This is a genomic window from Fusicatenibacter saccharivorans (assembly GCF_015557635.1).
Taxonomy (GTDB): Bacteria; Bacillota; Clostridia; order Lachnospirales; family Lachnospiraceae; genus Fusicatenibacter; species Fusicatenibacter saccharivorans.
Genome location: NZ_JADNOP010000006.1, coordinates 104,168 through 128,637 on the forward strand (window position 1 = coordinate 104,168; position 24,470 = coordinate 128,637).

General features: G+C 51.7%; 23 protein-coding genes and 1 other annotated feature. Of the genes, 20 read left to right on the forward strand and 3 right to left on the reverse strand.

The window, feature by feature from the left end; genetic code table 11:
* The first annotated feature begins 10 nt into the window (after positions 1 to 10).
* The 17 genes from I2G42_RS06845 (at position 11) to I2G42_RS06925 (ending at position 20,514) form a co-directional block, all read left to right on the forward strand.
* Positions 11 to 811: an MBL fold metallo-hydrolase gene (locus tag I2G42_RS06845; protein WP_055228047.1), complete on the forward strand. Its 801-nt coding sequence runs from the start codon at positions 11 to 13 to the stop codon at positions 809 to 811.
* Positions 812 to 921: 110 nt separating this feature from the next.
* Positions 922 to 1,142: a binding site (T-box leader), on the forward strand.
* A 95-nt stretch (positions 1,143 to 1,237) separates the two neighbouring features.
* The gene (locus I2G42_RS06850) at positions 1,238 to 3,889 is read left to right on the forward strand and encodes a valine--tRNA ligase (RefSeq protein WP_055228046.1); all 2,652 of its coding nucleotides are present in this window, start codon (positions 1,238 to 1,240) and stop codon (positions 3,887 to 3,889) included.
* Entirely contained in the window at positions 3,890 to 6,106 is a 2,217-nt protein-coding gene (locus I2G42_RS06855) for an LTA synthase family protein (protein ID WP_070103230.1), read from the forward strand.
* A gap of 182 nt (positions 6,107 to 6,288) precedes the next feature.
* Entirely contained in the window at positions 6,289 to 7,584 is a 1,296-nt protein-coding gene (locus I2G42_RS06860; RefSeq protein WP_055228045.1) for a bifunctional folylpolyglutamate synthase/dihydrofolate synthase, read from the forward strand.
* A gap of 26 nt (positions 7,585 to 7,610) precedes the next feature.
* Positions 7,611 to 7,784, forward strand: coding sequence for a hypothetical protein (locus tag I2G42_RS06865; RefSeq protein ID WP_022461761.1), 174 nt, complete (start codon positions 7,611 to 7,613; stop codon positions 7,782 to 7,784).
* 18 nt (positions 7,785 to 7,802) lie between these two features.
* Entirely contained in the window at positions 7,803 to 9,209 is a 1,407-nt protein-coding gene (locus tag I2G42_RS06870; protein ID WP_195530890.1) for a tetratricopeptide repeat protein, read from the forward strand.
* A 207-nt stretch (positions 9,210 to 9,416) separates the two neighbouring features.
* Positions 9,417 to 9,740 (forward strand): anti-sigma factor antagonist, encoded by a 324-nt coding sequence (locus tag I2G42_RS06875; protein WP_022461763.1) that lies wholly within the window; start codon positions 9,417 to 9,419, stop codon positions 9,738 to 9,740.
* Positions 9,741 to 9,778: 38 nt separating this feature from the next.
* Complete coding sequence (gene spoIIAB / locus I2G42_RS06880) at positions 9,779 to 10,249, forward strand: anti-sigma F factor (RefSeq protein ID WP_270423031.1); 471 nt, start codon at positions 9,779 to 9,781, stop codon at positions 10,247 to 10,249.
* A 33-nt stretch (positions 10,250 to 10,282) separates the two neighbouring features.
* Entirely contained in the window at positions 10,283 to 10,999 is a 717-nt protein-coding gene (locus I2G42_RS06885) for a SigB/SigF/SigG family RNA polymerase sigma factor (RefSeq protein ID WP_055220004.1), read from the forward strand.
* A 193-nt stretch (positions 11,000 to 11,192) separates the two neighbouring features.
* A complete protein-coding gene (locus I2G42_RS06890; protein ID WP_055228043.1) occupies positions 11,193 to 11,747 on the forward strand; it encodes a helix-turn-helix domain-containing protein in 555 nt (184 codons plus the stop codon).
* A 336-nt stretch (positions 11,748 to 12,083) separates the two neighbouring features.
* On the forward strand, positions 12,084 to 13,301 hold the full coding sequence (locus I2G42_RS06895; protein ID WP_055228042.1) for an aspartate aminotransferase family protein: 1,218 nt from the start codon (positions 12,084 to 12,086) through the stop codon (positions 13,299 to 13,301).
* A gap of 163 nt (positions 13,302 to 13,464) precedes the next feature.
* Complete coding sequence (locus I2G42_RS06900; RefSeq protein ID WP_117509835.1) at positions 13,465 to 14,085, forward strand: cytidylate kinase-like family protein; 621 nt, start codon at positions 13,465 to 13,467, stop codon at positions 14,083 to 14,085.
* A gap of 3 nt (positions 14,086 to 14,088) precedes the next feature.
* Entirely contained in the window at positions 14,089 to 15,612 is a 1,524-nt protein-coding gene (locus I2G42_RS06905; RefSeq protein WP_055219995.1) for an APC family permease, read from the forward strand.
* A gap of 78 nt (positions 15,613 to 15,690) precedes the next feature.
* Positions 15,691 to 16,875, forward strand: a complete 1,185-nt coding sequence (locus I2G42_RS06910) for an iron-containing alcohol dehydrogenase family protein (protein ID WP_195530891.1) — start codon at positions 15,691 to 15,693, stop codon at positions 16,873 to 16,875.
* A gap of 187 nt (positions 16,876 to 17,062) precedes the next feature.
* Positions 17,063 to 18,007 carry an AAA family ATPase gene (locus I2G42_RS06915; protein WP_195530892.1) on the forward strand — a complete coding sequence of 315 codons (945 nt, stop codon included), beginning with the start codon at positions 17,063 to 17,065 and terminating at the stop codon, positions 18,005 to 18,007.
* A gap of 6 nt (positions 18,008 to 18,013) precedes the next feature.
* Positions 18,014 to 19,144 (forward strand): DUF58 domain-containing protein, encoded by a 1,131-nt coding sequence (locus tag I2G42_RS06920; RefSeq protein ID WP_022461768.1) that lies wholly within the window; start codon positions 18,014 to 18,016, stop codon positions 19,142 to 19,144.
* On the forward strand, positions 19,135 to 20,514 hold the full coding sequence (locus I2G42_RS06925; protein ID WP_195530893.1) for a DUF4129 domain-containing protein: 1,380 nt from the start codon (positions 19,135 to 19,137) through the stop codon (positions 20,512 to 20,514). Before I2G42_RS06920 ends, I2G42_RS06925 begins: the two co-directional genes overlap by 10 nt.
* 1 nt (position 20,515) lies before the next feature.
* Here the strand turns inward: I2G42_RS06925 and spoVAC are convergent, their stop codons facing one another.
* The 3 genes from spoVAC to I2G42_RS06940 are packed head-to-tail and all read right to left on the reverse strand — an operon-like array spanning position 20,516 to position 22,056.
* The gene (gene spoVAC / locus I2G42_RS06930) at positions 20,516 to 20,989 is read right to left on the reverse strand and encodes a stage V sporulation protein AC (protein WP_022461770.1); all 474 of its coding nucleotides are present in this window, start codon (positions 20,987 to 20,989) and stop codon (positions 20,516 to 20,518) included.
* 19 nt (positions 20,990 to 21,008) lie between these two features.
* Entirely contained in the window at positions 21,009 to 21,431 is a 423-nt protein-coding gene (locus I2G42_RS06935; RefSeq protein ID WP_191901198.1) for a stage V sporulation protein AB, read from the reverse strand.
* Positions 21,388 to 22,056 (reverse strand): stage V sporulation protein AA, encoded by a 669-nt coding sequence (locus I2G42_RS06940; protein WP_055219984.1) that lies wholly within the window; start codon positions 22,054 to 22,056, stop codon positions 21,388 to 21,390. The genes I2G42_RS06935 and I2G42_RS06940 overlap by 44 nt, the downstream gene beginning before the upstream one ends.
* Before the next feature lie 157 nt (positions 22,057 to 22,213).
* Here I2G42_RS06940 and spoVAD point away from each other — a divergent pair, with 157 nt between their 5' ends.
* The 3 genes from spoVAD to I2G42_RS06955 all read left to right on the forward strand — a co-directional run bounded on the left by spoVAD (position 22,214) and on the right by I2G42_RS06955 (position 24,423).
* Entirely contained in the window at positions 22,214 to 23,233 is a 1,020-nt protein-coding gene (gene spoVAD, locus I2G42_RS06945; RefSeq protein ID WP_055219982.1) for a stage V sporulation protein AD, read from the forward strand.
* Positions 23,234 to 23,246: 13 nt separating this feature from the next.
* A complete protein-coding gene (locus I2G42_RS06950) occupies positions 23,247 to 23,603 on the forward strand; it encodes a SpoVA/SpoVAEb family sporulation membrane protein (RefSeq protein ID WP_055220161.1) in 357 nt (118 codons plus the stop codon).
* 157 nt (positions 23,604 to 23,760) lie between these two features.
* Positions 23,761 to 24,423, forward strand: coding sequence for a methylated-DNA--[protein]-cysteine S-methyltransferase (locus I2G42_RS06955; RefSeq protein WP_055220159.1), 663 nt, complete (start codon positions 23,761 to 23,763; stop codon positions 24,421 to 24,423).
* The last annotated feature ends 47 nt before the right edge of the window (positions 24,424 to 24,470 follow it).

The window sequence follows — 24,470 nt, forward strand, 5'->3', positions numbered from 1 at the left end:
GTTTTACAAAATGGAAGGTTTTCAGATAACAGAAATCGGAGAAAAAATTTACTGTATTCTTGACGCGGGAAATTCGTCGTTCTATGTGGTAGAAGGAGAAGAGAAAGCGGCTGTGATTGATACCGGCATCACAGCAGGCGCAAAGATTCTGCCGGTGATAAGGGAGTTGACAGATAAGCCTCTGCTGCTGGTTATCACGCATGCGCACCCGGATCACATGTATCATATCGATGAGTTCAACGAGGTTTACATGTGCCACGACGAAAAGAAGATGGACCCGGAGACGCTCAGCGTACTGACAGCGGGAAAATTAAAACCGTGGGAGGAGATTCATGACATCCGTACCGATTCCGTGATTCCGCTCGGCGGCACAGAGCTGGCCGTCTGTCAGACACCGGGCCATACGCCGGGCAGCGTTGTTGTGCTGGAGACGAAACAGAATTACCTGTTCACCGGAGATGCGATCGGAAGCGGCTGCGGTGTCTGGATGCAGGTGCCGGGCGGAACGAGCCTGGAAGAGTATTACGACGGGCTGGTCGGACTGATGGTGTGGCTTGTGAAGAGGGGCGGCCGCATGAAATTCTTCGGCGGTCATCACACGCAGGTGTTTGAATCGACGGCGCATCCGGTTTACAATCCGCTCAGCCTCGGCGTTCTCGCAGATCTCATCGACCTTGTGGATCAGGTGATCCACGGCGAAAACCTGGGACGGCCAAGCAATGCGAAGCCGTTTTCGAAAGAACAGGTCCGCTACGCGTCGTACGGCCGCGCAGAAATGCAGTACTGTGCATCGCGGATTCACCGAAAATAAGCGCGTGAAATCTTAAAACTTCCATAAGAAGAAAGGTTTTTGCCCGCGGCGGCTTGACAAAATAAAAAAACGCGATTATGATAAATGCAGTTTCTATTCCAACAGAAAAAGAAAAGGTTATGAGGAAGAGGAGTACATGGCAGGCCCCAAAAGAGAGGACGGTTCACCGGCTGAAAGGCTGTCCGGGAAGGTGGTCATGGAAGGTAGCTTCTGAACCGGAGAGCTGAAAAGCACAGAAGATGTGATGATTAGGTTCTCACGCATGAGTCACGTTACAGACTCCGAAACGAGATACAAATTAAGGTGGTACCGCGGAATTTTCGCCCTTTGCATGCATGTTATGTGTATGTGAAGGGCGTTTTTGATTTAAGACAAGCCTCTGCGGGAATAAATACCACAATACACCAAACATAAAAGGAGGATCTCATGAGCAAAGAACTCGCAAAGACCTACGATCCGAAAGGACTCGAGGACAGACTGTATCAGAAATGGCTGGATAAAGGATATTTCCACGCCACTGTAAACCCGAACAAAAAACCGTTTACCATTATGATGCCGCCTCCGAACGTAACCGGACAGCTTCACATGGGCCACGCACTTGACAATACCATGCAGGATATTCTCTGCCGTTTCAAACGGATGGAGGGATATGAAGTCCTCTGGCAGCCGGGTACCGACCATGCGGCGATCGCAACCGAGGTAAAGGTTACCAATATGCTCAAAGAGCAGGGCATCGACAAAGATGAAATCGGACGCGAAAAATTCCTGGAGCATTGCTGGGAGTGGAAAAAAGAGTACGGCGGACGCATCAACAGCCAGTTAAGGAAGATCGGTTCCTCTGCAGACTGGGAGAGAGAACGCTTCACCATGGACGAGGGATGCTCCAAAGCCGTAGAAGAAGTATTCTGCCGTCTGTATGAAAAAGGATGGATCTACAAAGGAAGCCGCATCATCAACTGGTGCCCGGTATGCCAGACTTCCATCTCCGATGCAGAGGTTGAATATCAGGAGCAGGCAGGCCACTTCTGGCATATCAACTACCCGGTAGTTGGCGAGGAAGGCCGTTTCGTAGAGATCGCAACCACCCGTCCGGAGACTCTGCTTGGAGATACCGCAGTGGCTGTCAACCCGGAGGATGAAAGATATACAGATATCGTAGGAAAAATGCTGAAGCTTCCGCTGACCGACCGTGAGATCCCGGTTATCGCAGATGCTTACGTAGACAAAGAGTTCGGAACCGGATGCGTAAAAATCACACCGGCACACGACCCGAACGATTTTGAGGTAGGAAAACGCCACAACCTCGAAGAGATCAACATCTTAAACGATGACGGAACCATGAACAACAAGTGCGGCAAATACGCCGGCATGGACCGCTACGAGGCAAGAAAAGCCATGGTAGAGGATCTCGAGAAGCTTGGCCTTCTTGTAAAAGTAGTGGATCACGTTCACAACGTAGGAACCCACGACAGATGTAAGACAACCGTAGAGCCGATGATTAAACCGCAGTGGTTTGTAAAAATGGCGGATATGGCTGCCGCTGCCAGCGAAGCAGAGAAGAACGGGGAAGTAAACTTCATCCCGGATCGTTTCAGCAAGATTTATCAGAACTGGCTGAACAATATCCACGACTGGTGTATTTCCCGTCAGCTCTGGTGGGGCCATCGTATCCCGGCTTATACCTGTGATGACTGTGGCGAGATCACCGTTGTAAGAGGCGGAATGCCGGAAAAATGCCCGAAATGCGGCAGCACCCATCTCATCCAGGACCCGGATACCCTGGACACCTGGTTCAGTTCTGCGCTGTGGCCGTTCTCCACGTTAGGATGGCCGGAGAAAACACCGGAATTTGATTACTTCTATCCGACAGATGTTCTCGTAACCGGATATGACATCATCTTCTTCTGGGTTATCCGTATGGTATTCTCCGCGCTGGAGCAGACCAAACAGGTTCCGTTCCACCACGTACTGATTCACGGACTCGTTCGCGATTCCCAGGGACGCAAGATGAGTAAATCCCTCGGAAACGGTATCGATCCGCTGGAAGTCATCGATAAATACGGCGCAGATGCGCTCCGTCTGACGCTGATGACCGGTAATGCACCTGGAAACGATATGCGTTTCTACTGGGAGCGTGTAGAAGCCAGCCGTAACTTCGCAAACAAAGTATGGAATGCTTCCCGTTTCATCATGATGAACCTGGAAAAAGCAGAGGTTCCGTCCAAGATGCCAAAAGACAAACTGACACTGGCAGACAAATGGATTCTCTCCAAAGTCAATACCCTGGCAACCGAAGTAACGGACAACATGGACCGCTACGAGCTCGGTATCGCCGTACAGAAGGTTTACGACTTTATCTGGGAGGAATTCTGCGACTGGTACATCGAGATGGTAAAACCGCGTCTGTACAGCGAGACCGACGAGACGAAGGGCGCTGCACTGTGGACCTTAAAAACCGTTCTTGGCAATGCATTAAAGCTGCTGCATCCGTTTATGCCGTTCATCACAGAGGAAATCTACTGCACACTGAATCCGGACGAGGATTCCATCATGATCGCCGCATGGCCGAAAGAGACCGAAGACTTTGCATACGCAGAGGATGAGGCAGCCGTTGAGATGATGAAAGAGGCGGTAAGAAGCATCCGTGGTGTCCGCACCAGTATGAACGTACCGCCGTCAAAGAAAGCAAGCGTATTCGTTGTAACGGAAGATGCTGCTGTACAGGAAACCTTCAAAAACGGTGCTGTATTCTTCGGAACTCTGGCAGGAGCAAGCGAAGTTCACGTACAGGCAGACAAAGCCGGCATCGCAGACGATGCGGTATCCGCAGTGATCCCGCAGGCAACGATCTACATTCCGTTTGCCGAGCTGGTTGACCTGGAAAAAGAGATCGCCCGCCTTACGAAAGAGGAAGAGCGTCTGACAAAAGAGATCGCACGTTCCAACGGCATGCTTGGCAACCCGAACTTTATCAACAAAGCTCCGGAAGCAAAAGTTCAGGCAGAGAAAGAAAAACTGGCGAACTATCAGCAGATGATGGAGCAGGTTCAGACAAGATTGGAGCAGCTGAAAAAATAAATGAATAAAGAAAGAAAACTGCATGGAAACAAGGAAACCGTAGTGAAAGTCTGCAACTGGCTCTCGTTGCCGCTGCAGGCTCTGGGGTGCTGTATTCTGTACCTGGTGATTGAAGCATTTTCCCGCCATTCGCTTGCGGCAGCGTGGAGCTACATGGTGGAAAGCCCCTGGGTCTTTTTGTATAATGCATTTTTGATCTTCACTACTTTTATGGTAGTTTATCTGTTCCGCAGACGTGTGCTGGTGCGGCTCATCATGAGCTGTTTCTGGCTGCTGCTCGGTATCATCAACGGTGTGATTCTGGCGAACCGCGTCACACCGTTTACCGGGCCGGATTTGCGGAACTTAAGCGATGGTGCCAAGGTCGTGACGAAGTATCTGTCGAAAGGTACCATGATCCTCGTTGCGGCAGCTCTTGTGGCATTATTGGCATTTTTTGTATGGGTCTGGATCAAAGGACCGAAATTTCAGGGGAAAATCCGCTGGTATCTGAATGTGCCGTTGATTGCTCTGGTAATTGTACTCTTTACGGGAGCAACGAATCTGGCGCTTACAAAGCGTGTGCTTTCCAGCTATTTCGTCAACATCGCATTTGCCTACCAGGATTACGGCTATCCGTACTGTCTGGCAGTCACCCTGTTTGATACGGGAATTTCAGAGCCGAACGGCTATTCCGAACAGCTCGTGAAACAGATTGAGACGAGTGAAGGCGAACAAAAAGAGGATGATACGGTAAAACCGAATATTATCTTTTTGCAGCTGGAGTCCTTTTTCGATCCGGAGCTGGTTAATTTCCTCAACATTTCCGAGGATCCGATCCCGTATTACCGGCAGCTGATGAAGGATTATTCTTCCGGTTATCTCCGCGTGCCGGTGGTGGGAGCCGGAACAGCAAACACAGAGTTTGAAACTATTTCCGGCATGAGCCTCCGGTATTTCGGAGCGGGTGAGTATCCGTACAAATCGGTGCTTTCAGAGGAGACGTGTGAGAGTGCGCCGTATGTTTTAAAGAATCTTGGCTATGCGACCCATGCGATCCACAACAATGAAGCAAACTTCTATTCCAGAAGAAGTGTATTCTCACGTCTTGGTTTTGATACCTTTACCTCGGAGGAATATATGCCGGATATCTCGGATGTGACGGCGACAGGATGGGTAAAAGACCATATTCTGACAAAAGAGATCATAAAAACGCTCGATGCGACAGACGAACCGGATTATATCTATACGATTTCGGTACAGGGCCACGGTGATTATCCGACAGAGCCGGTGCTTGACGATCCGGAGATTACAGTGACAGGCGCGGAAGACCGGGAAAAAAATAATTACTCCTGGGAATATTATGTAAATCAGATCCATGAGATGGACAAATTTGTCAAAGAGCTGACGACAAAGCTTGCGGATTATCCGGAGCCGGTGGTACTTGTGATGTACGGGGACCATCTGCCAACGATGGGACTGAAAGTAGAAGATCTGGAGAACCGCTATCTGTATCAGACCGAATACGTAATATGGGATAATATGGGACTGAAAAGAAAACAGGAAAACATTGCTTCCTACCAGATTGCAGCAGAGGTTATGAACCGTGTGGGAATTCATGACGGAACCATTTTCCGGTATCATCAGACGAGACGGAATACGAAGAATTATCAGGTGGATCTCGAGGTGCTGCAGTATGATATGCTGTATGGAAAACGGTACGTTTACGGAGAAGACGGAGAGACACCGTATGAGCGTGTGAAGCTGCAGATGGGTGCTCTGCCGGTAACACTGGAACGAATTGAAAAATCCGGAGAAGATACCTGGTATTTTTACGGAGAAAACTTTACGGCATCGAGCCGTGTGGAAGTCAACGAGGAGATACAGGATACCGTTTATGTCAGCCCGTCGATTCTGATGGTGCATAGTCTGACCCTGGAAGACGGTGATCAGATTACAATCGCGCAGCAGAGCAACAGCTCGACGAAGAAGGTGCTGACAAGGACAGAGCCGATGATGTATGAAGAGCCAAAAACGGTATCTACACCGACGCCGACGCCGAACCCGGACAGCACGAAAACGGACGTGACACAGGAGAATGCGGGCACAAGCACAGCGCCGCAGGATGAACTGACGGCAGCGCCGTCCGGTGCGCCGGAGGGCGAAGGCGACAAGATTGAGCCGTCAAAAACAGAAAACAGCGATAAACCGGCCGAAGACGGCGGTCTGCAGAATTAAAAAGAGTGTCCGAAAGATCATACAGTGGGGCGGATTTTGACGTCCCACTGTATCTTTTTACGGAGAAAGTCGAAAAGTCGGGACAAAATTTTGAAAATTGCTATGGACATATCCGGTCACTCGATTATAATGATACTAGGGTCTGAAAGCAGCCCTAAAATACTGAAGAATGGTGAAATAAGGTGAATTATACAGAAGCAGTTGATTATATCGAAACAATACCGAAATTTACGGTGAAGCATCCGCCGGAACATACGAGGGAGCTTCTTTCGCGCCTTGGGAATCCGCAGGAAGGGATCAAAATTATCCATGTGGCGGGCACGAACGGAAAGGGAAGCGTCTGCGCGTACTTGAATGCGATGCTGCTTGCAGGCGGCAAAAAGACAGGACTTTTTACCTCCCCGCACCTTGTACGCATCAACGAGCGGTTCCAGATCAACGGGGAAGATGTGTCGGATGAGCAGTTTCTTGACGCATTTCTCAAAGTGGAAAAAGCAGCCAAAGAATACGAGGCGGAGGGCGAAGGCCATCCGAGCTATTTTGAGACGCTGTTCCTGATGGGAATGCTGATTTTCAAAGAAGCCGGCGTGGAATATCTGGTCATGGAGACCGGCCTTGGCGGACGGCTGGATGCGACAAATGTGGTCGAAAAGCCGCTGGCATGCATCATCACGTCCATCAGCCGCGACCATACCGAGTATCTTGGCGACACCCTCGAGGCGATTGCGGGAGAGAAAGCCGGCATCATCAAAGCCGGTGTCCCGGTGATCTACGACGCCAGCCAGCCAGGTCCGGCTTCTGTCATTGCCGCAAAGGCGAAAGAGATGGGAAGCCCGGCATGGCCAATGGAGCCGTCGTTCTATGAGATGAAAACACAGAGCCGTGAGGGCATCACCTTTACCTTTGCATACCCGGGCGGCGAAAAAGCAGAGCTTGCGATTCCGTACGTGGCAAAATACCAGATGATGAATGCAAGCCTTGCGTTTTACACGATGCATATTCTGCAGGACGTGCACGACATTCCTAAGAATGTGCTTGCGGAAGGCCTTTCGAAGATCAAATGGCCGTGCCGTATGGAAATGGCTGCGCCGGGCGTCATTATCGACGGCGCGCACAACGAGGACGGCATTGCACAGTTTGTCAGCACGGCAGGCTATTTTGCGAAAGAAAACGAGATCACGATTCTGTTCACGGCAGTTGCAGACAAGCACTATCATGAGATGATCGGTGAAATCTGCGAGGGCATCCATCCGTCCCATGTTGTTGCAACGCAGATCGACGGAAGCCGCGTCGTACCGGCGGAAGTGCTTGCAGAGGACTTCAGAAAAGCAGGATGCACGGATGTCTGCGCGGAACCGGAGATCGGGGCAGCGTATGAGAAGGCACTGGGCAAAAAGGGCAGCGGCATGCTGTTCTGCGTGGGTTCTCTGTATCTGGCGGGCGAATTGAAAGCATATCTTGCAAAGCGGAATGGTTAGCGAATACAGGAAGGAATTTTTTGTTTATGTTAAATTACGAAGAAGAACTGAAGAAGTTTAAACCGTGTCTCGATGTGGACGAGGTGGAGGATGCGATTTACAGCCGTGATCTGACGGATGTGATCGACATTTTGAAAGAAATGATGAAAAACGACAAGCCGGAACAGGAAAACGAGACAGAAGCGGAAAAGGAAGAGTAAGGTGCCGGAATGAACTGTATGAATTGTAAAGCAGTTGTGGATGTCGGAATGGAGATTTGTCCCAACTGTGGTTTTAACCTGAGAGTACAGAGAAAATGTTTTTCTCTTTCGAACATGTACTATAATCTGGGCCTCGACAAGGCGGAGATCCGGGATCTTTCCGGAGCGATCGATATGCTGCGGCGGAGCCTGAAGTTTAACAAATACAATATCCATGCGCGGAACTTGTTAGGCCTTGTCTATTTTGAGACGGGTGAAGCGGTTGCGGCGTTAAGTGAGTGGATCATCAGCAAGAATATTATGCCGGAGAATAATGTGGCGACGGAGTATATTGCGACGCTGCAGGCGGAGCAGGCGAAGCTGGATATGATCAATCAGACGATCAAGAAATACAACAGTGCGCTGAAATGCTGCCGCGAGAACAATGAGGATGTGGCTGCGATCCAGCTGCGCAAGATTCTGAACCAGAATCCGAAGCTGATCAAGGGATATCATCTGCTGGCGCTGATTTATATTCACAAGGGTGAGTATGAGAAAGCGCGGAAGATTCTGAAAAAGGCGGCGAAAATTGACAAGACAAATTCGACGACGCTGCGTTTCCTGAAGGAGGTTGACTTCCAGACGGGTACGCAGACATCGCTGGAGCCGAGGCGGTTCGGACGCAGGGAGCGGACGGAAGAGCAGCGAGAGGACGAAAGAGAGCGGGTAGTAAGCGGCGATACGGTGATTATTCCGCCGACGTTCCGCGAGACGTCTACAGCGGCTACCATGCTGAATATCGGCATTGGACTGGTGCTCGGCGCACTGGTTGTGTGGTTTCTCGTCGGGCCGGCGAATACGCAGAGAATTAACCGCCAGGCGGATGAAAAGGTTGTGGAATACAGCGGAAAAATGGCGAGCCAGGAGGCGCAGCTGAATCAGCTTCAGAGCCAGGTGGATTCCCTGAACGAAACGACGGCATCTGCCCAGCAGCAGATCCAGACGGCACAGGACACGGTGGCTTCGTATGAAAACCTTTTGAAAGCAGTGGAAGCGCAGCAGCAGGGCAATACAAGCAATGCAACCAATGCACTGACGGAGGTCAACCCGGAGGCCCTCTCTGTAGATGCAAGAGCCGTTTACGATACGATCTACAAGAGCATGCAGTCGACGATGTTCCAGGAACTCTCAGATTCTGGCGTCAGTGCGTTTGATGATTCGAATTACACGGAGGCGATTGATAAGCTTTCGAAGGCTAAGAATATCAACGACAGTGACTATACGGTGCTTAACTATCTGGCGCATGCGTATCGGCTGAGTGGGGATACCGATAATGCGATTTCGGTGTTCCAGGAGATCATCGATAAGTTCCCGGGAACCCAGAAGGCTACTAAGGCCGAGCAGCAGATTGAGGCGCTGGGGGGGACTGTGAAGACGGAGGAATAGTGAGGACGGATGCCCACGGGGCAGAATGCCGCAGGAGATGCGGCGCTGTTTCGTCGGGCTGATACCACTGACTACGCGGAGGTTGCGTGGGACGAAGGGCAAAAAAGTATAAAAGTGAGAAGATAAAACACAAAAGATGAAATTCGCTTTACGGCGAAAAATCTTTTGTGTTTTTTATTTTATGACAGGAAAGAGGGAGGATGGGAAATGGATAATCGTGTTTGGGTGAAGGATGCGGTGATGACGATTCGGCTTCCGGAAGAGGTGGATCATTTTGTGGCTGACCGGCTTCGGGAGGAGGCGGGGGAGATTTTGGTGGAGAGGAATGTGAGGGAGGTGGTGTTTGACTTTCGGAAGACGGTGTTTATGGACAGTTCGGGGATTGGACTGGTGATGGGGAGGTTTCGGGAGATGGAGCTGATTGGCGGGAAGGTGAGAGCGGTGCATGTGGGAGAGCGGATGCGGAGGATTCTGGTGATGTCGGGGGTGACGCGGGTGATTGAGGTGGAAGAGGAGAAGACGTGGAAGTAGGTTTTGGACGGGGAGTGGGCAGAAAGGGGAATGGGATGATGCGAGAAAGGATGAAAACAGAAGAGAAGATGCGGTGGAATACGATGACGCTGGAATTTGAGAGCCGTCCCTGCAATGAGAGTTTTGCGCGGGTGTCTGCGGCGGCGTTTCTGGCGCAGCTGAATCCGACGGTGGAGGAAGTGGCGGATGTCAAGACGGCGATTTCGGAGGCGGTTACGAATGCGATGATTCACGGATACCGGCAGGAAAAAGGGAAAATTCAGATGAAGTGTGTGCTGGATCTGGAGGAGAAGGTGTTTCAGGTGACGGTAAAAGATACCGGCGTCGGGATTGAAAATGTGGAGAAGGCGATGGAGCCGATGTTTACGACCTGCCCGGAGCTGGAGCGGTCGGGGATGGGGTTTTCGTTTATGGAGGCGTTTATGGATGAGCTGGAAGTAAGGTCGCATCCGGGATGGGGGACGGAAGTGGTGATGAAACGGAAAATCGGTGTGCATCCGGAAATGTAAGGGCCGGATCGGAAGTCATAGGAGTCAGAATGCATGGAACATACGCTTGCCCTGATCGAAAAGGCACACGAAGGGGATAAAGCGGCAAGGGATACACTGGCAGAGGAAAATATGGGACTGGTCTGGAGCATGGTGAGGCGGTTTGCAAACCGCGGGGTGGAGATGGAGGATCTGTGCCAGATCGGGAGCATTGGGCTGTTGAAGGCGATTGATAAATTTGATCCTTCGTTTGAAGTCTGTTTTTCGACGTATGCGGTTCCGATGATTGCGGGGGAGATCCGGCGGTTTCTGCGGTCGGAGGGGATGGTGAAGGTGAGCCGCCCGATCCGGGAACTGGCGTGGAAAGCGTATGCGGTGCGTGAGCGGCTGGAGCGGGAGAACGGGCGCGATCCGACGCTGGCGGAGATAGCGGGGGAGCTTGATGTTACCGTGGAAGAAATCGTGGAGGCGATGGAGTCCGGCGCGGAGGTGGAATCGCTGCAGAAGACCATCTATCAGGGGGAAAACCACGATATTTCTCTGATGGACCGCATTCCGGAAAAAGAGAACGGGCAGGAAAAGCTGCTGAACCGGATTTTCTTGGAAGAGCTGTTGGGACGACTGCCCGCGAAGGAGCGGCAGCTCATCTACATGCGCTATTTTCAGGACATGACGCAGGCGCAGATCGCCGGAAAACTGGGGATTTCGCAGGTGCAGGTGTCGCGGATGGAAAAGAAGATTCTGCGGCAGATGCGGATGGAAAAGGTCTGACAAAAATACAAATCCGGCGGAAGGGCGCTTTTCCTGGGAAAGGCAGAGAAAAGCGCCTGAAACCCGGGCGGATAAAGGAAGAAAAGAAAGGCGAAGCGGGGAAAGGCGGCAGAAAGTTTAAAAATATTCACTGGAATATCGGAGGAAGGTGTGCTACAATGAGCGAAATACGAAGAAAGGCAGGTGGAAGAACATGGATTATCTGACAGAAAATGTGGCAGTCAATCTGAAACGGATCCGGCAGTCGAAAGGGATGAGTCTCGACCAGGCCTCAGAGCAGACCGGGGTCAGCAAGAGTATGCTCTCGCAGATCGAAAAGGGAACGGCGAACCCGTCGCTTGGCGTGCTCGGGAAGATTACGAGCGGCCTGCGGATTGAATTTCAGGAGCTGATTGCAACGCCGCTGGTGGATAGTTATCTTGTGACACCGGAGGATCTGGTTCCGACGAAAGAGCTGGAGGGGCAGTACACTGTGTGGACGTGCTTTCCGTATGAGGACACGCGGCTTGTGGAAATCTACCGTATCGACATCGAACCGGGCGGAACGTATGTGAGCGGCGGCCACGGAGAGAAAACAAGAGAGTACCTGGTGGTGACAGACGGCGTGATGACCGTGGAGTGCAATGGAAAAGAGCATGAGATCCACCTGAAGCAGGCATTCCGTTTCGAGACAGACCAGACCCACATCTACCGCAACAGAGGGACGGAGAAGACGAGCTGCATGTGTTTCTTTCTCGACTATCACTAAAAGCCGCAGAATAACAGGCTTTCTTTTTTTGAATGAACTGTTCAATATAATGGACAGAAATCCGCTGGAACATCAGAATAAAAAACAACGGATATGAAAAAAATACGGCGGAAGACGAAAAAACATCAAAAAAAATAGAAAAAGCGGGTGTTAAAAAAAAATAAAAATAAAAAACTTTTTAAAAAAAAGTAATTGACAAATATAGGGAGTGGTGCTATTGTATGGTTGTACAAAATAATAAACGAAAAACAAAGCAAAGACGCTTACCAACGAGTAGTCTTTGCTTTTTTGTTTTTTATTTAAAAAATCTTTTCAACGCTATGGGAGGATAACACTATGAGATTAAAAGACACAGGATTAACGGTTCAGGACATCAAAGACAAAGTAAACAAGTACATGATCGAGACCTACGAGCGTTTCGATTTCCTTGCAGAAACCGCAGAGGGGATGTACATGTACGACGAAAACGGAACGCCGTATCTTGACTTTTACGCAGGAATCGCCGTAAACAACGCCGGAAACAGAAACCCGAAAGTTGTTGCAGCAGCAAAAGAGCAGCTCGACGATATCATGCATACCTTCAACTATCCATACACCATCCCGCAGGCACTGCTTGCTGAGAAAGTCTGCGAGACCATCGGCATGGACAAGATCTTCTATCAGAACTCCGGTACCGAGGCGAACGAGGCCATGATCAAAATGGCAAGAAAGTACGGCATCGAGAAATACGGCCCGAACCGTTACCACATCGTAACCGCAAAGATGGGCTTCCATGGAAGAACCTTCGGTGCCATGTCTGCAACCGGTCAGCCGGGCAACGGATGCCAGGTTGGATTCGGACCGATGACCTACGGATTCTCCTACGCACCGTACAATGATCTGCAGGCCTTCAAAGATGCATGTACCGAAAACACCATTGCCATCATGGTTGAGCCGGTACAGGGCGAAGGCGGTGTTCATCCGGCAACGAAAGAGTTCATGCAGGGACTCCGGAAGTTCTGTGATGAGAACGACATGCTGCTTCTGATTGATGAAGTACAGACCGGCTGGTGCAGAACCGGTGCGGTAATGTCTTACATGAACTACGGCATCAAACCGGATATCGTATCCATGGCAAAAGGTCTTGGCGGCGGAATGCCGATTGGTGCAATCTGCGCAACAGCTGAAGTAGCAAAAGCCTTTACCCCGGGATCTCACGGAACTACCTTCGGCGGCCATCCAGTCAGCTGTGCAGCAGCACTGGCAGAAGTCAACGAACTGATCGACCGCGGCCTTGCCGGAAATGCAAAGAAAGTCGGTGATTACTTCGCAGAAAAATTAGCAAAACTGCCGCATGTCAAAGAAGTCAGACATCAGGGACTGCTGGTCGGCGTAGAGTTTGATGATATCATCAGCGGCGTAGAAGTCAAACATGGCTGCCTTGACCGCCATCTGCTGATCACCGCCATCGGAGCGCACATCATTCGTCTGATCCCTCCGCTTATCGTAACCGAGGAGGACTGCGACAAGGCAGTTGCTATCATCGAAGAAACCGTAAAAGCTCTGGAAAAATAAAGAATTCTTATAGAAACAAAGAAAATCTCATAGCGTGAAAAGAACAGGACAAGGACGTCAAAAAGCAAAGAACCATGCTTCGCCCCTGTCCTGTTTTTCTTTTCATTCTGTGAATCGGAAACAACAGGTAAAACAGAGAAATTAAATGTGAGAGGAAAACGGTATGGGACATCTGGTTATCACAATCGGCTGCGAGTACGGAGCCAAAGGAAATGCCATCGGCAGGAAAATTGCGGAGGATCTCGGAATTAAGTTCTACGACCGCGATCTGGTGGATCAGATTATTGAAGAAGTCGGAATTCCGAAAGACATCATGAACCGTGTAGAAGAGGGCGGTACGATTGCCGGAAAAGGAGCCGAGGGCGATGTCCGTGGATCCTTCTCAAAATATGCGGACCTGACCGAGCGTGCGATTCATGTACAGAAGCAGATCATCCGGAAACTGGCAGAAAAAGAGGCCTGCGTCATCATCGGACGATCCGCGGATTACATCTTAAAGGACAGCAAAGATATCAAGCTCCTCCGGGCTTTTATCTATGCACCGGATGAGATCCGCATTCAGAATATCATGAAGAGCCACAGCCTTTCCGAGAGCGATGCAAAAATTCTGCTGCTCGAGAAGGACAAACGGTATCACAAGCGTCATCTGGCGCTGACCGGCAGCAACCGCGGAGACCGGCACAACCGAGACATTCTGATCAACAGTGCATTCCTTGGTGTGGAGGGCACAGCGGAGTATCTCGAGGAACTGATTCAGAAGAAATACGGAAGCGGGGAGGAATAAGCCATGGAACAGAAAAAATCAGAATTTGACAAAGTATTAGGTGCATGGGATATTCTCGTCATCGCTTTCGGAGCCATGATCGGCTGGGGCTGGGTCGTATCCTCAGGAAGCTGGATTCAGAAGGGCGGCGTTGTCGGAGCTTCAATTGCGTTTGCGATCGGCGGTGTCATGATCTTCTTCATCGGACTGACTTACGCAGAACTGACTGCAGCGATGCCGCAGTGCGGCGGCGAGCACGTCTTCAGCTACAAGGCGATGGGCCCGAACGGTTCGTTCATCTGTACCTGGGCGATTATTTTAGGATACGTCAGTGTTACGTGTTTCGAGGCGTGCGCCTTCCCAACCATCATCACGTATCTGTGGCCGGGATTCCTGAAAGGCTATATGTACAGCGTGGCAGGATTTGATATCTATGCTTCCTGGGTAGCCGTAGCCGTTATTGTAGCGTTCCTCATCACACTGATCAATGTGCTGGGCGCAAAAACAGCAGCCGTTCTGCAGACGGTCCTTACCTGTATCATCGGCGGCGCTGGTATCCTTCTGATTGTGGCATCCGTGATCAACGGAGATTCCAGCAATCTGCAGGGACAGATGTTCGTCGGCGAGAGCACCGGAACGATGTTCCAGAACATCATCAAAGTTGCTGTTGTTACCCCGTTCTTCTTCATCGGCTTTGACGTTATCCCGCAGGCAGCAGAGGAAATCAACGTTCCGTTAAAGAAAATCGGTAAAATGATGATTCTCTCCGTTGTACTCGCTGTTGTTTTCTATTCCTGTGTTATCCTGGCTGTCGGCTATGTGCTGAACCCGTCCGAAATCCTGAGCTCGGAAGCAGGAACCGGACTTGTCACAGCAGATGCGATGGCGAAAGCGTTCGGTACAGCGGTTATGGCAAAAGTCATCATCGTCGGCGGTATGTGCGGTATCATCACATCCTGGAACTCCTTTATGATCGGCGGTTCCCGTGCTCTGTACTCTATGGCTGAATCCTACATGATTCCGCCGATGTTCGCAAAGCTTCATCCGCAGCACAAAACTCCGATCAACGCCCTGTTCCTGATCGGCGCGCTGACTATGCTGGCTCCGTTTGCAGGACGAGGCATGATGGTGTGGATCTGTGATGCAGGTAACTTTGGATGCTGTCTTGCCTACTGTATGGTATCTCTTTCCTTCCTGATCCTGCGGAAGAAAGAACCGGATATGCCGCGTCCGTACCGTGTTCCGGCATACAAATTTGTTGGAACGATGGCGGTTCTGATGTCCGGATGCATGGTGCTTGTTTACTGCATTCCTGGTTCCGGCGGAACACTGGTATGGCAGGAGTGGCTGATGGTAGGCGGCTGGAGCCTCCTCGGTGTTGTATTTTTTGCAGTCTGCAAGTTCAAATATAAAGAGAAGTTCGGCAGCCTGATCGAGCTGATCTCCGACGAGGACGCAGCGTCCCTGATGCCGGAGGCAGACGATGCGGAACTCGACGTTGTTATCGATGCAGCGATCGACCGTGTTCTTGCCAAAATGGCTGGCTGAAGCTGAGATAGGATAAAACAAAGCGTGTCGGAAAGAAAAATTTTCGGCACGCTTTCTGAAAGAAAGGGGAAAAATAAGATGAATCCATTCGAATTTTCGATTCCACAGAATATTATTGTCGGAGCAGGAACGCTTGCCAAACTGCCGGAGTGTGCCAAGAAGATGGGCGGAACCCATGCGATGATTCTTTCCGGTCCTACCCTGAAAAAAATGGGCGTTGTGGACAAAGCAGCGGACAGCCTGAAAGCGGCAGGCATCGCAGCCGATATTTTCACAGATATTGAGGCGAATCCGTCTGTGACGACAGTAGAAAAAGCAACCGAGAGCTATCTTGCTTCCGACGCAGACTTTCTCGTAGCACTCGGCGGCGGTTCTCCGATGGATGTAGCAAAGGCCGTCGGTGTGACGGCAAAATACGGCGGAAGCATCACGGAATACGAAGGCGCACACAAAGTGCCGGGAAAAATTGTCCCGCTGATTGCCATTCCGACGACTGCGGGAACCGGCTCCGAGGTGACCGCATTTTCCGTGATCACCGACCACAGCAGAGATTACAAGCTGACCGTATTCAGCTATGAACTTCTGCCGGAGTATGCCATTCTTGATCCGGAACTTTTAACTTCCGCTCCGGCATCCGTTGCGGCAGCCTGCGGTATCGATGCCTTTATCCATGCGGAGGAGGCTTATATTTCCACAGCCGCATCTCCGTTCTCCGATGCCATGGCAGAAAAAGCGATGGAATTGATCGGTAAAAATATCCGCCGTTTCGTGGCGCGCAGAACCGATCTCGAAGCCGCAGAGGCGATGCTGACCGGTTCGCTGTTCGCGGGTATTGCATTTTCCTACGCAAGACTTGGAAATGTCCATGCAATGAGTCATCCTGTGAGCGCCTTCTTCGATGTGCCGCACGGCGTGGCAAATGCCGTTCTGCTTCCGGTCATCGCAGAGTACAATGCACTGGCAGACCATGGAAGATATCTGAAGATCTACAACTACATCAGCGAAATCCCGGCATACGCCGATGAATTTGAGCCAATGATGCTGGTCGGCGCGATCCGCGAGCTGACCGCAGCCATCGGAATCCCGGCCAGCCTGACCGATGCGATCCGCCAGGCGGCAAAGGGAAAAGAAGTGACAGCAGAGGAGATCGAGAGCAAAATCGTGCCGATGGCGGTAGATGCGATGAAGAGCGGAAACATCGCCGTCAACCCGAGAGCGTCCTGTCAGCAGGACATCGAGGCGCTGTACCGGAAAGCACTGTAAGAGACAAGCTAATTTATAGAAGAAACCGTAAAGGGCGATGCTGTGAAAAGTATGTACAGCATCGTCCTTTTTCTGCTTGTCTTCCGAAAATATGTGCTGTAAAATAAATTTATCGTGCTGTTCTTACAAAACAGAGCAGCGAGGGGTGGATTTTTTTATTAAATCTTACTGTTGGAGGAAGCAAAACATGGAAAATAATGTATTGCAGCAATTAAAAGAAAATATTGCAAAGGTCATGATCGGAAACGAGCGCACGATCGAGCTTGTCCTGACCTGCCTTGTTGCCAAAGGTCATATCCTGCTTGAGGATGTCCCGGGGACAGGAAAAACGGTCATGGCGAAATCCCTTGCGAAATCCGTCGAGGCAGAGTTCGGCCGCATCCAGTTCACACCGGACTTACTGCCGTCCGATGTCACCGGTCTCAATTATTTTGATGCCAAAAGCGGAGAGTTTGTCTTCTCGAAAGGCCCTGCCTTCTGCAACATTCTGCTTGCCGATGAGATCAACCGTGCAACGCCGAAGACGCAGAGCAGCCTTCTCGAGTGCATGGCTGAGCGCCAGATCACCGTAGACGGTGTGACACGGCCGCTCGAGGAGCCGTTCCTCGTCATCGCCACGCAGAACCCGCTTGAGACACTCGGAACCTTCCCGCTGCCGGAGGCGCAGATGGACCGTTTTTTAATGAAACTTTCGATGGAAGCATTAAGCCCGGCGGAAGAGACACAGATGATCGCCCGTTTCCTGACCGAGGAGCCGCTCGCTGAGCTGTCGTCCGTCTGCCAAAAAGAAGAAATCCGTGCCCTGCAGGAGGCGTGTAAAGAAGTCTATCTGCATCCGGAACTGGTACAGTATCTCGTCCGCGTCGTACAGGAGACGAGAGTCAACAGCAAAATTGCAAGCGGTGTGAGCCCGCGTGGAACACTCGCATTTTTACGTGCCGTACAGGGCCACGCGCTGGTGCAGGGACGAAACTACGTTGTGCCGGAGGACTTCAAGACCGTGGCTGTTCCGGTACTCGCACACCGTCTCACCATGCAGATCGGCGCAGACGACGGAAGAGCCGCAGAATCGGTGATCGAGGAAATTTTAAACCGCATCGATCTGCCGACCGAAAACTGGTCAGGAAGGTAACGGACTATGCTTCTTTTATTACTATTTGGAATGGCGCTCGCCTGGTTTCTGCAGAAAAAGCTGTACCAGAAAAACTGGCAGAAAAATCTGAAAATCCAGGTCAGCTTCCAGGATTCCGCGATCTATGAGGGCGAGGAGAGTACGTTAAAAGAGGTCGTCGTAAACGACAAACTGCTGCCGATTCCGGCACTCGAGCTTGGCATTTCGATGAGCCGGAATCTGGAATTCGACCGCGAGGCAAAAGCAAATGCGAGCATCACCGACCAGAGCTACAAACGCGATGTCTTTTCGTTCCTGTTTCATCAGCAGGTCACGAGAACACTGCCGTTTCAGGCGAAAAAACGAGGATTCTACGAGATCACCGGTGCGCATGCCGTAGCGTACGATCTTTTTTTCCGGGAGGGTCTTTACAGCGATTACCCGCAGCAGACACAGATGTACGTTTACCCGCGCCAGGTCGATACTGCACGGATTCAGATGATCTGCCGTGCCGTGTCGGGCATGGTTCTGTCACGGAATCGCCTGTACGAGGACCCGTTTGAATTTTCCGGTATCCGCGATTACCGGAAAGAAGACCCGATGAACCGCATCAACTGGAAATCGTCGGCACGGATGGGAGATCTGATGGTCAACCAGTTTGACGCGACGACGAGCGTGGAAGTTACGGTGCTTCTCGATATCGAGGACGCCAACATTCTGCGCGAGGAAGCGCAGGTCGAGGAGAGCATCCGCATCACGTCTTCGCTTGCGGCGCGGATGGTGAAAAACAAGATGAATCTGTGGGTGAAGAGCAATGCGAAAGATGAGGAGACCGGCGAGGAGCTGCGTGTCCATCTGGCAGCGGGCGCCGGAAAAACAGCGGAGCTGAACCGGAAACTGGCGTGCGTGCAGCTTGGGGGCAATCTCACAGGCAGCGCGGAGTTTCTGCACAAAGAGGCGGAAAAAGAGCTCACCGGCCACACCTACGTTGTCGTATCCAAAAACAGAACCGATGAGGTCCGTGAGGCGCTTCATCTGCTCTCCGGTGCGCAGAACCAGGTTCTGTGGGTGATTCCGTATCTGCCGGGCGAAGAAGTTCCGTCAGAGCAGAACCGTGCGTACACCGCAATCGGCTGGGAGGTGAAACCATGGAAATAAAAAAGACACCGGTACAGATCCCGCTGACCTGGCTTCATGTCTGGCTTTTATTCGCCGGCATCTATGGCTTTGCCGCCGGTTTTCTGGAGCTGACGGGAAGGGAGGCGCTGTATTTCTGCGCCATATCCTTATTGCTGCTGATTCCGGCCGCCGCAAGCTGGATTCTGATCCGGAAAACGAAAGCACTCTGGCAGTTTCTGCTTGGCGGAATTGCGGTCTGCGCGGTGACGTATCTGGCAGCGAAATTTTTCTGTTCCCTGTTCAGTGTGCAGGCGGCAGCGGTAATTGAAGCGGCTGTGGCGGCAAACGATGGAAAAAACAAGTTTGAGAACGGTATTTCTCCTGCATTTCTGGAGAGCCTTTCCGGCGTGATGACGGGTCTTATGGCCGCTGTGATTTTCCTGATCCGCGGCTATGTCAGAATCCGCAAAGGCCAGTTAAAGAAAGCAGCGCAGGAACTGCCGGCCGGCTCAATGCCGCTGGCGGATATGGAAGTGTGGGAGATCCCGACGCTCCTCGATGAGCCAAAGCCCCTTCATTTTCTCTGGTTTATGATACAGTATGTGATCGGTGTGCTGATGAAAATGCCGTTCTACTGGCATCTGATCTACTGGTTTTTCTTTGCAGATGTATTCCTGTGCTTCTTCTGCCAGTACCTCGACGGCATGCACGGGTTCATCCGTGACCATCAGAAAATCGCCAATCTCCCGGTGGAGACGATGCAGCGGACGGGAAAACTGATCCTGAAAATTGCAGTACTCCTTCTGGTACTGTTCGTGCTCCCATCGGCGCTCTACGGAAAGGATCCGATTGCGGAGGCGATCGCAGGTTATGAGCCGAAAGAGCTGGAAAGCGATCTTACGATCGAAACACCGGAGGCCGAGACGCCGCAGGGCATGGAGCAGGCCGATCTGTCCGATATGCTGGGGGACAAAGAGTACAAACCGATGCCGCAGTGGATCCAGAATCTTTTTACGGCGGTCATGTATCTTGTGATGGTTGCCGTCGGAATCGCGGTTCTGCGGGCGATTTACCAGAGCGTAAAAAATGCGGGAAAAGCCTTCTCAGAGGATGAGGAGGACGAAGTTCTCTTCCTGCATCAGGGAAACGACGAACGGGAAAATCTGCCGTGGCGGCGGGAAAAGAAAGAGGGCTATCTCACACCGAATATGCGTATCCGCCGGCAGTATAAAAAAACGATCAAAAAAGCCGGAAAATACCAGCCGACCGGAGCCGAAACCCCGGCGGAGCTGGAAGAGAGAAACGAGCTTTCCGGCGACGGCATGAGACGGCTGCACGACGGCTATGAAAAAGCCCGTTACAGCCGCGAGGGCTGCACAAAAGAAGAGGCGGAAGCGCTGCGGAACTGATTTAAAACCAGTTCCCGGCAGCGGTCCACAGCCAATAGAGAAAGCCGAGCAGCCAGCTTGCAAAAACACCGTACAGAATGACAGGTCCGGCGATGGTGAAAATTTTCGCACCGATGCCGAAGACCTGTCCTTCTTTTTTATATTCAATCGCAGGAGCTGCAACCGAGTTGGCAAAGCCGGTGATCGGGACGAGCGCACCGCAGCCGGCAAAGGTGACGATTTTCTGATAGATGTTGAGGCCGGTTAAAATCACACTGCTAAGGATCAGAATCAGCGAGCACCAGGAGCCGGCGTCATCTTTGCTGAGCGAGAACTGCGTTTTGCCGATATGGAGCAGAATCTGCCCAACGACACAGATCAGACCGCCGACGATAAAGGCTTTTGCCATATTGCAGAAGAGATTCTGCTTTGGCGTCACCTCTTTGACAAACTGTTCGTATTCTTTTTTTGCCCGTTCACTTTTTAAACTCTGCATCACATCTTACCTCCAGTTCTTATTGAAATCCACTTGCAAAATAATAGAGAGAGCCCGCGATTTTCCCTGCCGCCATGCAGAGAATTACAAACGGCAGTCCGCGCGTCAGTCCGATCCGGCGGCAGAGGATCGAAAACAGGTTGACGACTTCGCCGAGCGCGATGATCCAGCTTCCCAGATAAATGCCCGCAAAAAGCCAGAACACACCGGCCGTCCAGGAGGGCAGGGAAAACGAGAAGGTGCCAAGCGAGAAAAGATCGCCGAACAGCGCCCCGGCCATACAGCAGCATTCGTAAAAACGCAGGCTCCCTGCTGTCTTTGTGATGCCGGCGTACCGTGTCACGATGCCAAGGCCGATCACAAGCGCGACAAGGCCGCTCGCGATGAAAAAGCCAAGGCTAAGACCGGCTGTGATCAGCAGGATCTCTGGCAGGATTCGCATGAAAAGCCTCCTTTCCTTTACCGGAGCGGTCGTTCTGTTCGATAATGGTCGTATCGATATCATCCTCGTAGACCCGCATTTCCACCTCGAGCGGCGTCGGGTCCTGCGTGAATTTCCGCCGTCCGAAATGGTTGAAATAGAGCACGACGCCAAGGCCGATGCCGATGGAATATGAAATTTCCAGCACCGAAAATCCGGGCGTCATCTGCGGGAGAAAACGGGTGTAAACATCCAAAAACAGCTCGCGGACGCCGATGTCGGTGTGGAAGGTCATAATGGAAAACGCAGTTCCGATAAACGTAAGGATGCCGACCAGAATCGTTTTGCACCAGCTGATCCAGGTGTTTTTCTGACGCGGATCCTCGTACGTTAAAATAAAATTCGGCTCGCCGATGTGGGTGACATCGACGTGCTCCTCGGCCTCCGTGACGAGGCGGACGAGGGTGGAGGCGGAGCAGACGTAGCGCCCGTATCCGTCATCGGGAAGATGCGCCACGCGGCGGACCTGATTGCGGGCAAGGACAGCGCCGTCTGAACAGGAAAGCTGCGCCACATCGCCGAGCGTCACGACGGGACTGGTGATTTTGATATTCCGCTCCGTCTGAAGATACAGCATTTCACTCATGAAAAAGATTCCTCTAAAAGTTTCTGAAACAGGATTTTTGTGCTACAGCGTACAGAGTTCCCTAAAACAGGAAAATCATGCGTAAGAATGGAAAAAACGGAAATACTGAAGGTCAGAAATGGTAAGACGCAAAATAAGAAAACGGAGGAATTTGCCGATGAGACAGATGACAGGAAAGCAGAGCATCTCGTTTGCCAAAGCCGTCTATATCGAGGGCAGCGCGGCGATTGTAGGAGAAAAGGAAAAGGATGGACCGCTGGGCGAATACTTTTCGCACACGCTTTCGGACCCGATGTGCGGGCAGGAGAGCTGGGAGGAGGGCGAGAGTGAACTGCAGCTTGCCACCGCGAAGCTGGCAATGCAGAAAGCCAATGTGAGGCCAGAGCAGATCCGCATGATTTTTGCGGGCGATCTTCTGGCACAGTCAATCGCATCATCGTTCGGCCTGGTGGATCTGAACTGCCCGCTCTACGGCCTGTTCGGTGCCTGCTCGACGATGGGAGAGGCGCTTTCGCTTGGCGCGATGGCAGTCGCAGGAGGATACGGTGACCGGGTGCTGGCGGTGACATCGAGCCATTTTGGAACGGCGGAGAAGGAGTTCCGTTTTCCGCTCGCCTACGGAAACCAGCGCCCGCCGTCCGCGAGCTGGACGGTGACGGGAAGCGGCGCGTGTGTGCTTGGAAAAACGAAGAGCAGAGTGAAAATCACGGGCGCTACGACGGGAAAAATCATTGATTACGGGCTGAAAGACAACCAGAACATGGGCGCCTGCATGGCCCCCGCTGCGTGCGATACGATTGCACAGAACCTCGTCGATTTCAACCGGGAACCGGCCGATTACGACCGCATTGTGACGGGAGATCTCGGCGTTGTGGGGCGGGAAATTCTGCTGGAGCTGCTGAAGAAAAAAGGATACGATATCTCGGAACAGCACAGTGACTGCGGCATGCTGATCTTCGATCCGGCAAAACAGGACACCGGTGCGGGCGGAAGCGGCTGCGGCTGTGCGGCATCGGTGCTGGCGGAGTATCTGCTGCCGAAGCTGGAAAACGGAGAGTGGAAGAGGATTCTGTTTGTACCGACTGGTGCGCTGATGTCGAAGGTCAGCTTTCAGGAGGGCAGCAGCGTGCCTGGTATTGCACAGGCGGTTGTAATCGAGAGGGAGGAGGATGTGTAAAATGGGAACGTTCATGGAATATTTCAATGCCTTCTGGGTCGGCGGCCTCATTTGTGCCCTGTGCCAGATTCTGCTCGACCGCACGAAAATGCTGCCGGGAAGAATTATGGTAACGCTTGTGTGCACGGGCGCGGTGTTGAGCTTTCTGGGACTCTACGATCCATTTGCAGAATACGCCGGGGCAGGCGCGTCGGTGCCGCTGCTCGGGTTCGGGCATCTTTTGTTTCAGGGAGTAAAAGATGCCGTAAAAGAAAGCGGATTTTTAGGATTGTTCCAGGGCGGATTAAAGGCGGGGGCTGTCGGAACATCAGCGGCGTTGATTTTCGCGTATCTTGCAAGCTGGATTTTCCAGCCGAAGATGAAAAAATAGCAGGTGAAAAATTGCGCAGAAGCAGGCGGACTGATATAATAAAGAAAAATGCCGCAGAAAAAAGCAGAATCGCAGCGGCAGGACGAATACAGAAAAAAGCGGGTGTTTTGCGGAAAAAACATCAAAACACCCGCGACAGGAAGAAAGGAAGTCTGCAATGAAGACAAGAGAAGAAGCGCTATCCTATGGCCTTTCCTTCCCGGACACATATCAGGAAGCACCGTTCCACGATGACAACTGGCAGCTCATCCGCGTGAAAGGAAGCAAAAAGGCATTTCTGTGGGTCTATGAAAAGGACGGAATCATTCAGCTGAATGTAAAAGCAAACCCGGAATGGCGGGACTACTGGCGCGATGCATTCGCGTCAGTTATCCCGGGATATCATCAGAACAAAGAACATTGGAACACGATTCTCCTCGACGGAACCGTACCCGATGACGCTGTGCGTACCATGATCGCAGAGAGCTACGACATCATCACGGACAGCCCGACCAAAAGAATCTATGAGGCGGTAAAGCAGATTCCGCGCGGAAAAGTGGCGACATACGGCCAGATAGCAGCGCTTGCAGGCGAGCCGAAGATGGCGCGTGCCGTGGGAAACGCCTTACATAAAAACACAGATCCGGAGCACATTCCATGCTACCGTGTGGTAAACTCCAAAGGCGAACTGGCCGCGGAATTTGTCTTCGGCGGCGCCGGGAAACAGGCGGATATGCTGGAGGCAGACGGCATTGTGCTGGAAAACGGCCGCGTCAATTTAAAGAAGTACGGCATCAACGTGGAAGAGATGCTGGCACAGCGGGAGCTGGAGCAAAACTGAAAAAACAGGATGCACAAAACAGCGAAAGACCGGAACGGCAGAGGAAA

Excerpts from the sequence above, each read along its gene's own strand:
- I2G42_RS06845 (WP_055228047.1), top strand. The coding sequence starts at position 11 with ATGGAAGGTTTTCAGATAACAGAAATCGGAGAAAAAATTTACTGTATT.
- I2G42_RS06850 (WP_055228046.1), top strand. The coding sequence starts at position 1,238 with ATGAGCAAAGAACTCGCAAAGACCTACGATCCGAAAGGACTCGAGGAC.
- I2G42_RS06855 (WP_070103230.1), top strand. The coding sequence starts at position 3,890 with ATGAATAAAGAAAGAAAACTGCATGGAAACAAGGAAACCGTAGTGAAA.
- I2G42_RS06865 (WP_022461761.1), top strand. The coding sequence starts at position 7,611 with ATGTTAAATTACGAAGAAGAACTGAAGAAGTTTAAACCGTGTCTCGAT.
- I2G42_RS06870 (WP_195530890.1), top strand. The coding sequence starts at position 7,803 with ATGAATTGTAAAGCAGTTGTGGATGTCGGAATGGAGATTTGTCCCAAC.
- I2G42_RS06875 (WP_022461763.1), top strand. The coding sequence starts at position 9,417 with ATGGATAATCGTGTTTGGGTGAAGGATGCGGTGATGACGATTCGGCTT.
- spoIIAB (WP_270423031.1), top strand. The coding sequence starts at position 9,779 with ATGCGAGAAAGGATGAAAACAGAAGAGAAGATGCGGTGGAATACGATG.
- I2G42_RS06885 (WP_055220004.1), top strand. The coding sequence starts at position 10,283 with ATGGAACATACGCTTGCCCTGATCGAAAAGGCACACGAAGGGGATAAA.
- I2G42_RS06890 (WP_055228043.1), top strand. The coding sequence starts at position 11,193 with ATGGATTATCTGACAGAAAATGTGGCAGTCAATCTGAAACGGATCCGG.
- I2G42_RS06895 (WP_055228042.1), top strand. The coding sequence starts at position 12,084 with ATGAGATTAAAAGACACAGGATTAACGGTTCAGGACATCAAAGACAAA.
- I2G42_RS06900 (WP_117509835.1), top strand. The coding sequence starts at position 13,465 with ATGGGACATCTGGTTATCACAATCGGCTGCGAGTACGGAGCCAAAGGA.
- I2G42_RS06905 (WP_055219995.1), top strand. The coding sequence starts at position 14,089 with ATGGAACAGAAAAAATCAGAATTTGACAAAGTATTAGGTGCATGGGAT.
- I2G42_RS06910 (WP_195530891.1), top strand. The coding sequence starts at position 15,691 with ATGAATCCATTCGAATTTTCGATTCCACAGAATATTATTGTCGGAGCA.
- I2G42_RS06915 (WP_195530892.1), top strand. The coding sequence starts at position 17,063 with ATGGAAAATAATGTATTGCAGCAATTAAAAGAAAATATTGCAAAGGTC.
- I2G42_RS06920 (WP_022461768.1), top strand. The coding sequence starts at position 18,014 with ATGCTTCTTTTATTACTATTTGGAATGGCGCTCGCCTGGTTTCTGCAG.
- I2G42_RS06925 (WP_195530893.1), top strand. The coding sequence starts at position 19,135 with ATGGAAATAAAAAAGACACCGGTACAGATCCCGCTGACCTGGCTTCAT.
- spoVAC (WP_022461770.1), bottom strand. The coding sequence starts at position 20,989 with ATGCAGAGTTTAAAAAGTGAACGGGCAAAAAAAGAATACGAACAGTTT.
- I2G42_RS06935 (WP_191901198.1), bottom strand. The coding sequence starts at position 21,431 with ATGCGAATCCTGCCAGAGATCCTGCTGATCACAGCCGGTCTTAGCCTT.
- I2G42_RS06940 (WP_055219984.1), bottom strand. The coding sequence starts at position 22,056 with ATGAGTGAAATGCTGTATCTTCAGACGGAGCGGAATATCAAAATCACC.
- spoVAD (WP_055219982.1), top strand. The coding sequence starts at position 22,214 with ATGAGACAGATGACAGGAAAGCAGAGCATCTCGTTTGCCAAAGCCGTC.
- I2G42_RS06950 (WP_055220161.1), top strand. The coding sequence starts at position 23,247 with ATGGAATATTTCAATGCCTTCTGGGTCGGCGGCCTCATTTGTGCCCTG.
- I2G42_RS06955 (WP_055220159.1), top strand. The coding sequence starts at position 23,761 with ATGAAGACAAGAGAAGAAGCGCTATCCTATGGCCTTTCCTTCCCGGAC.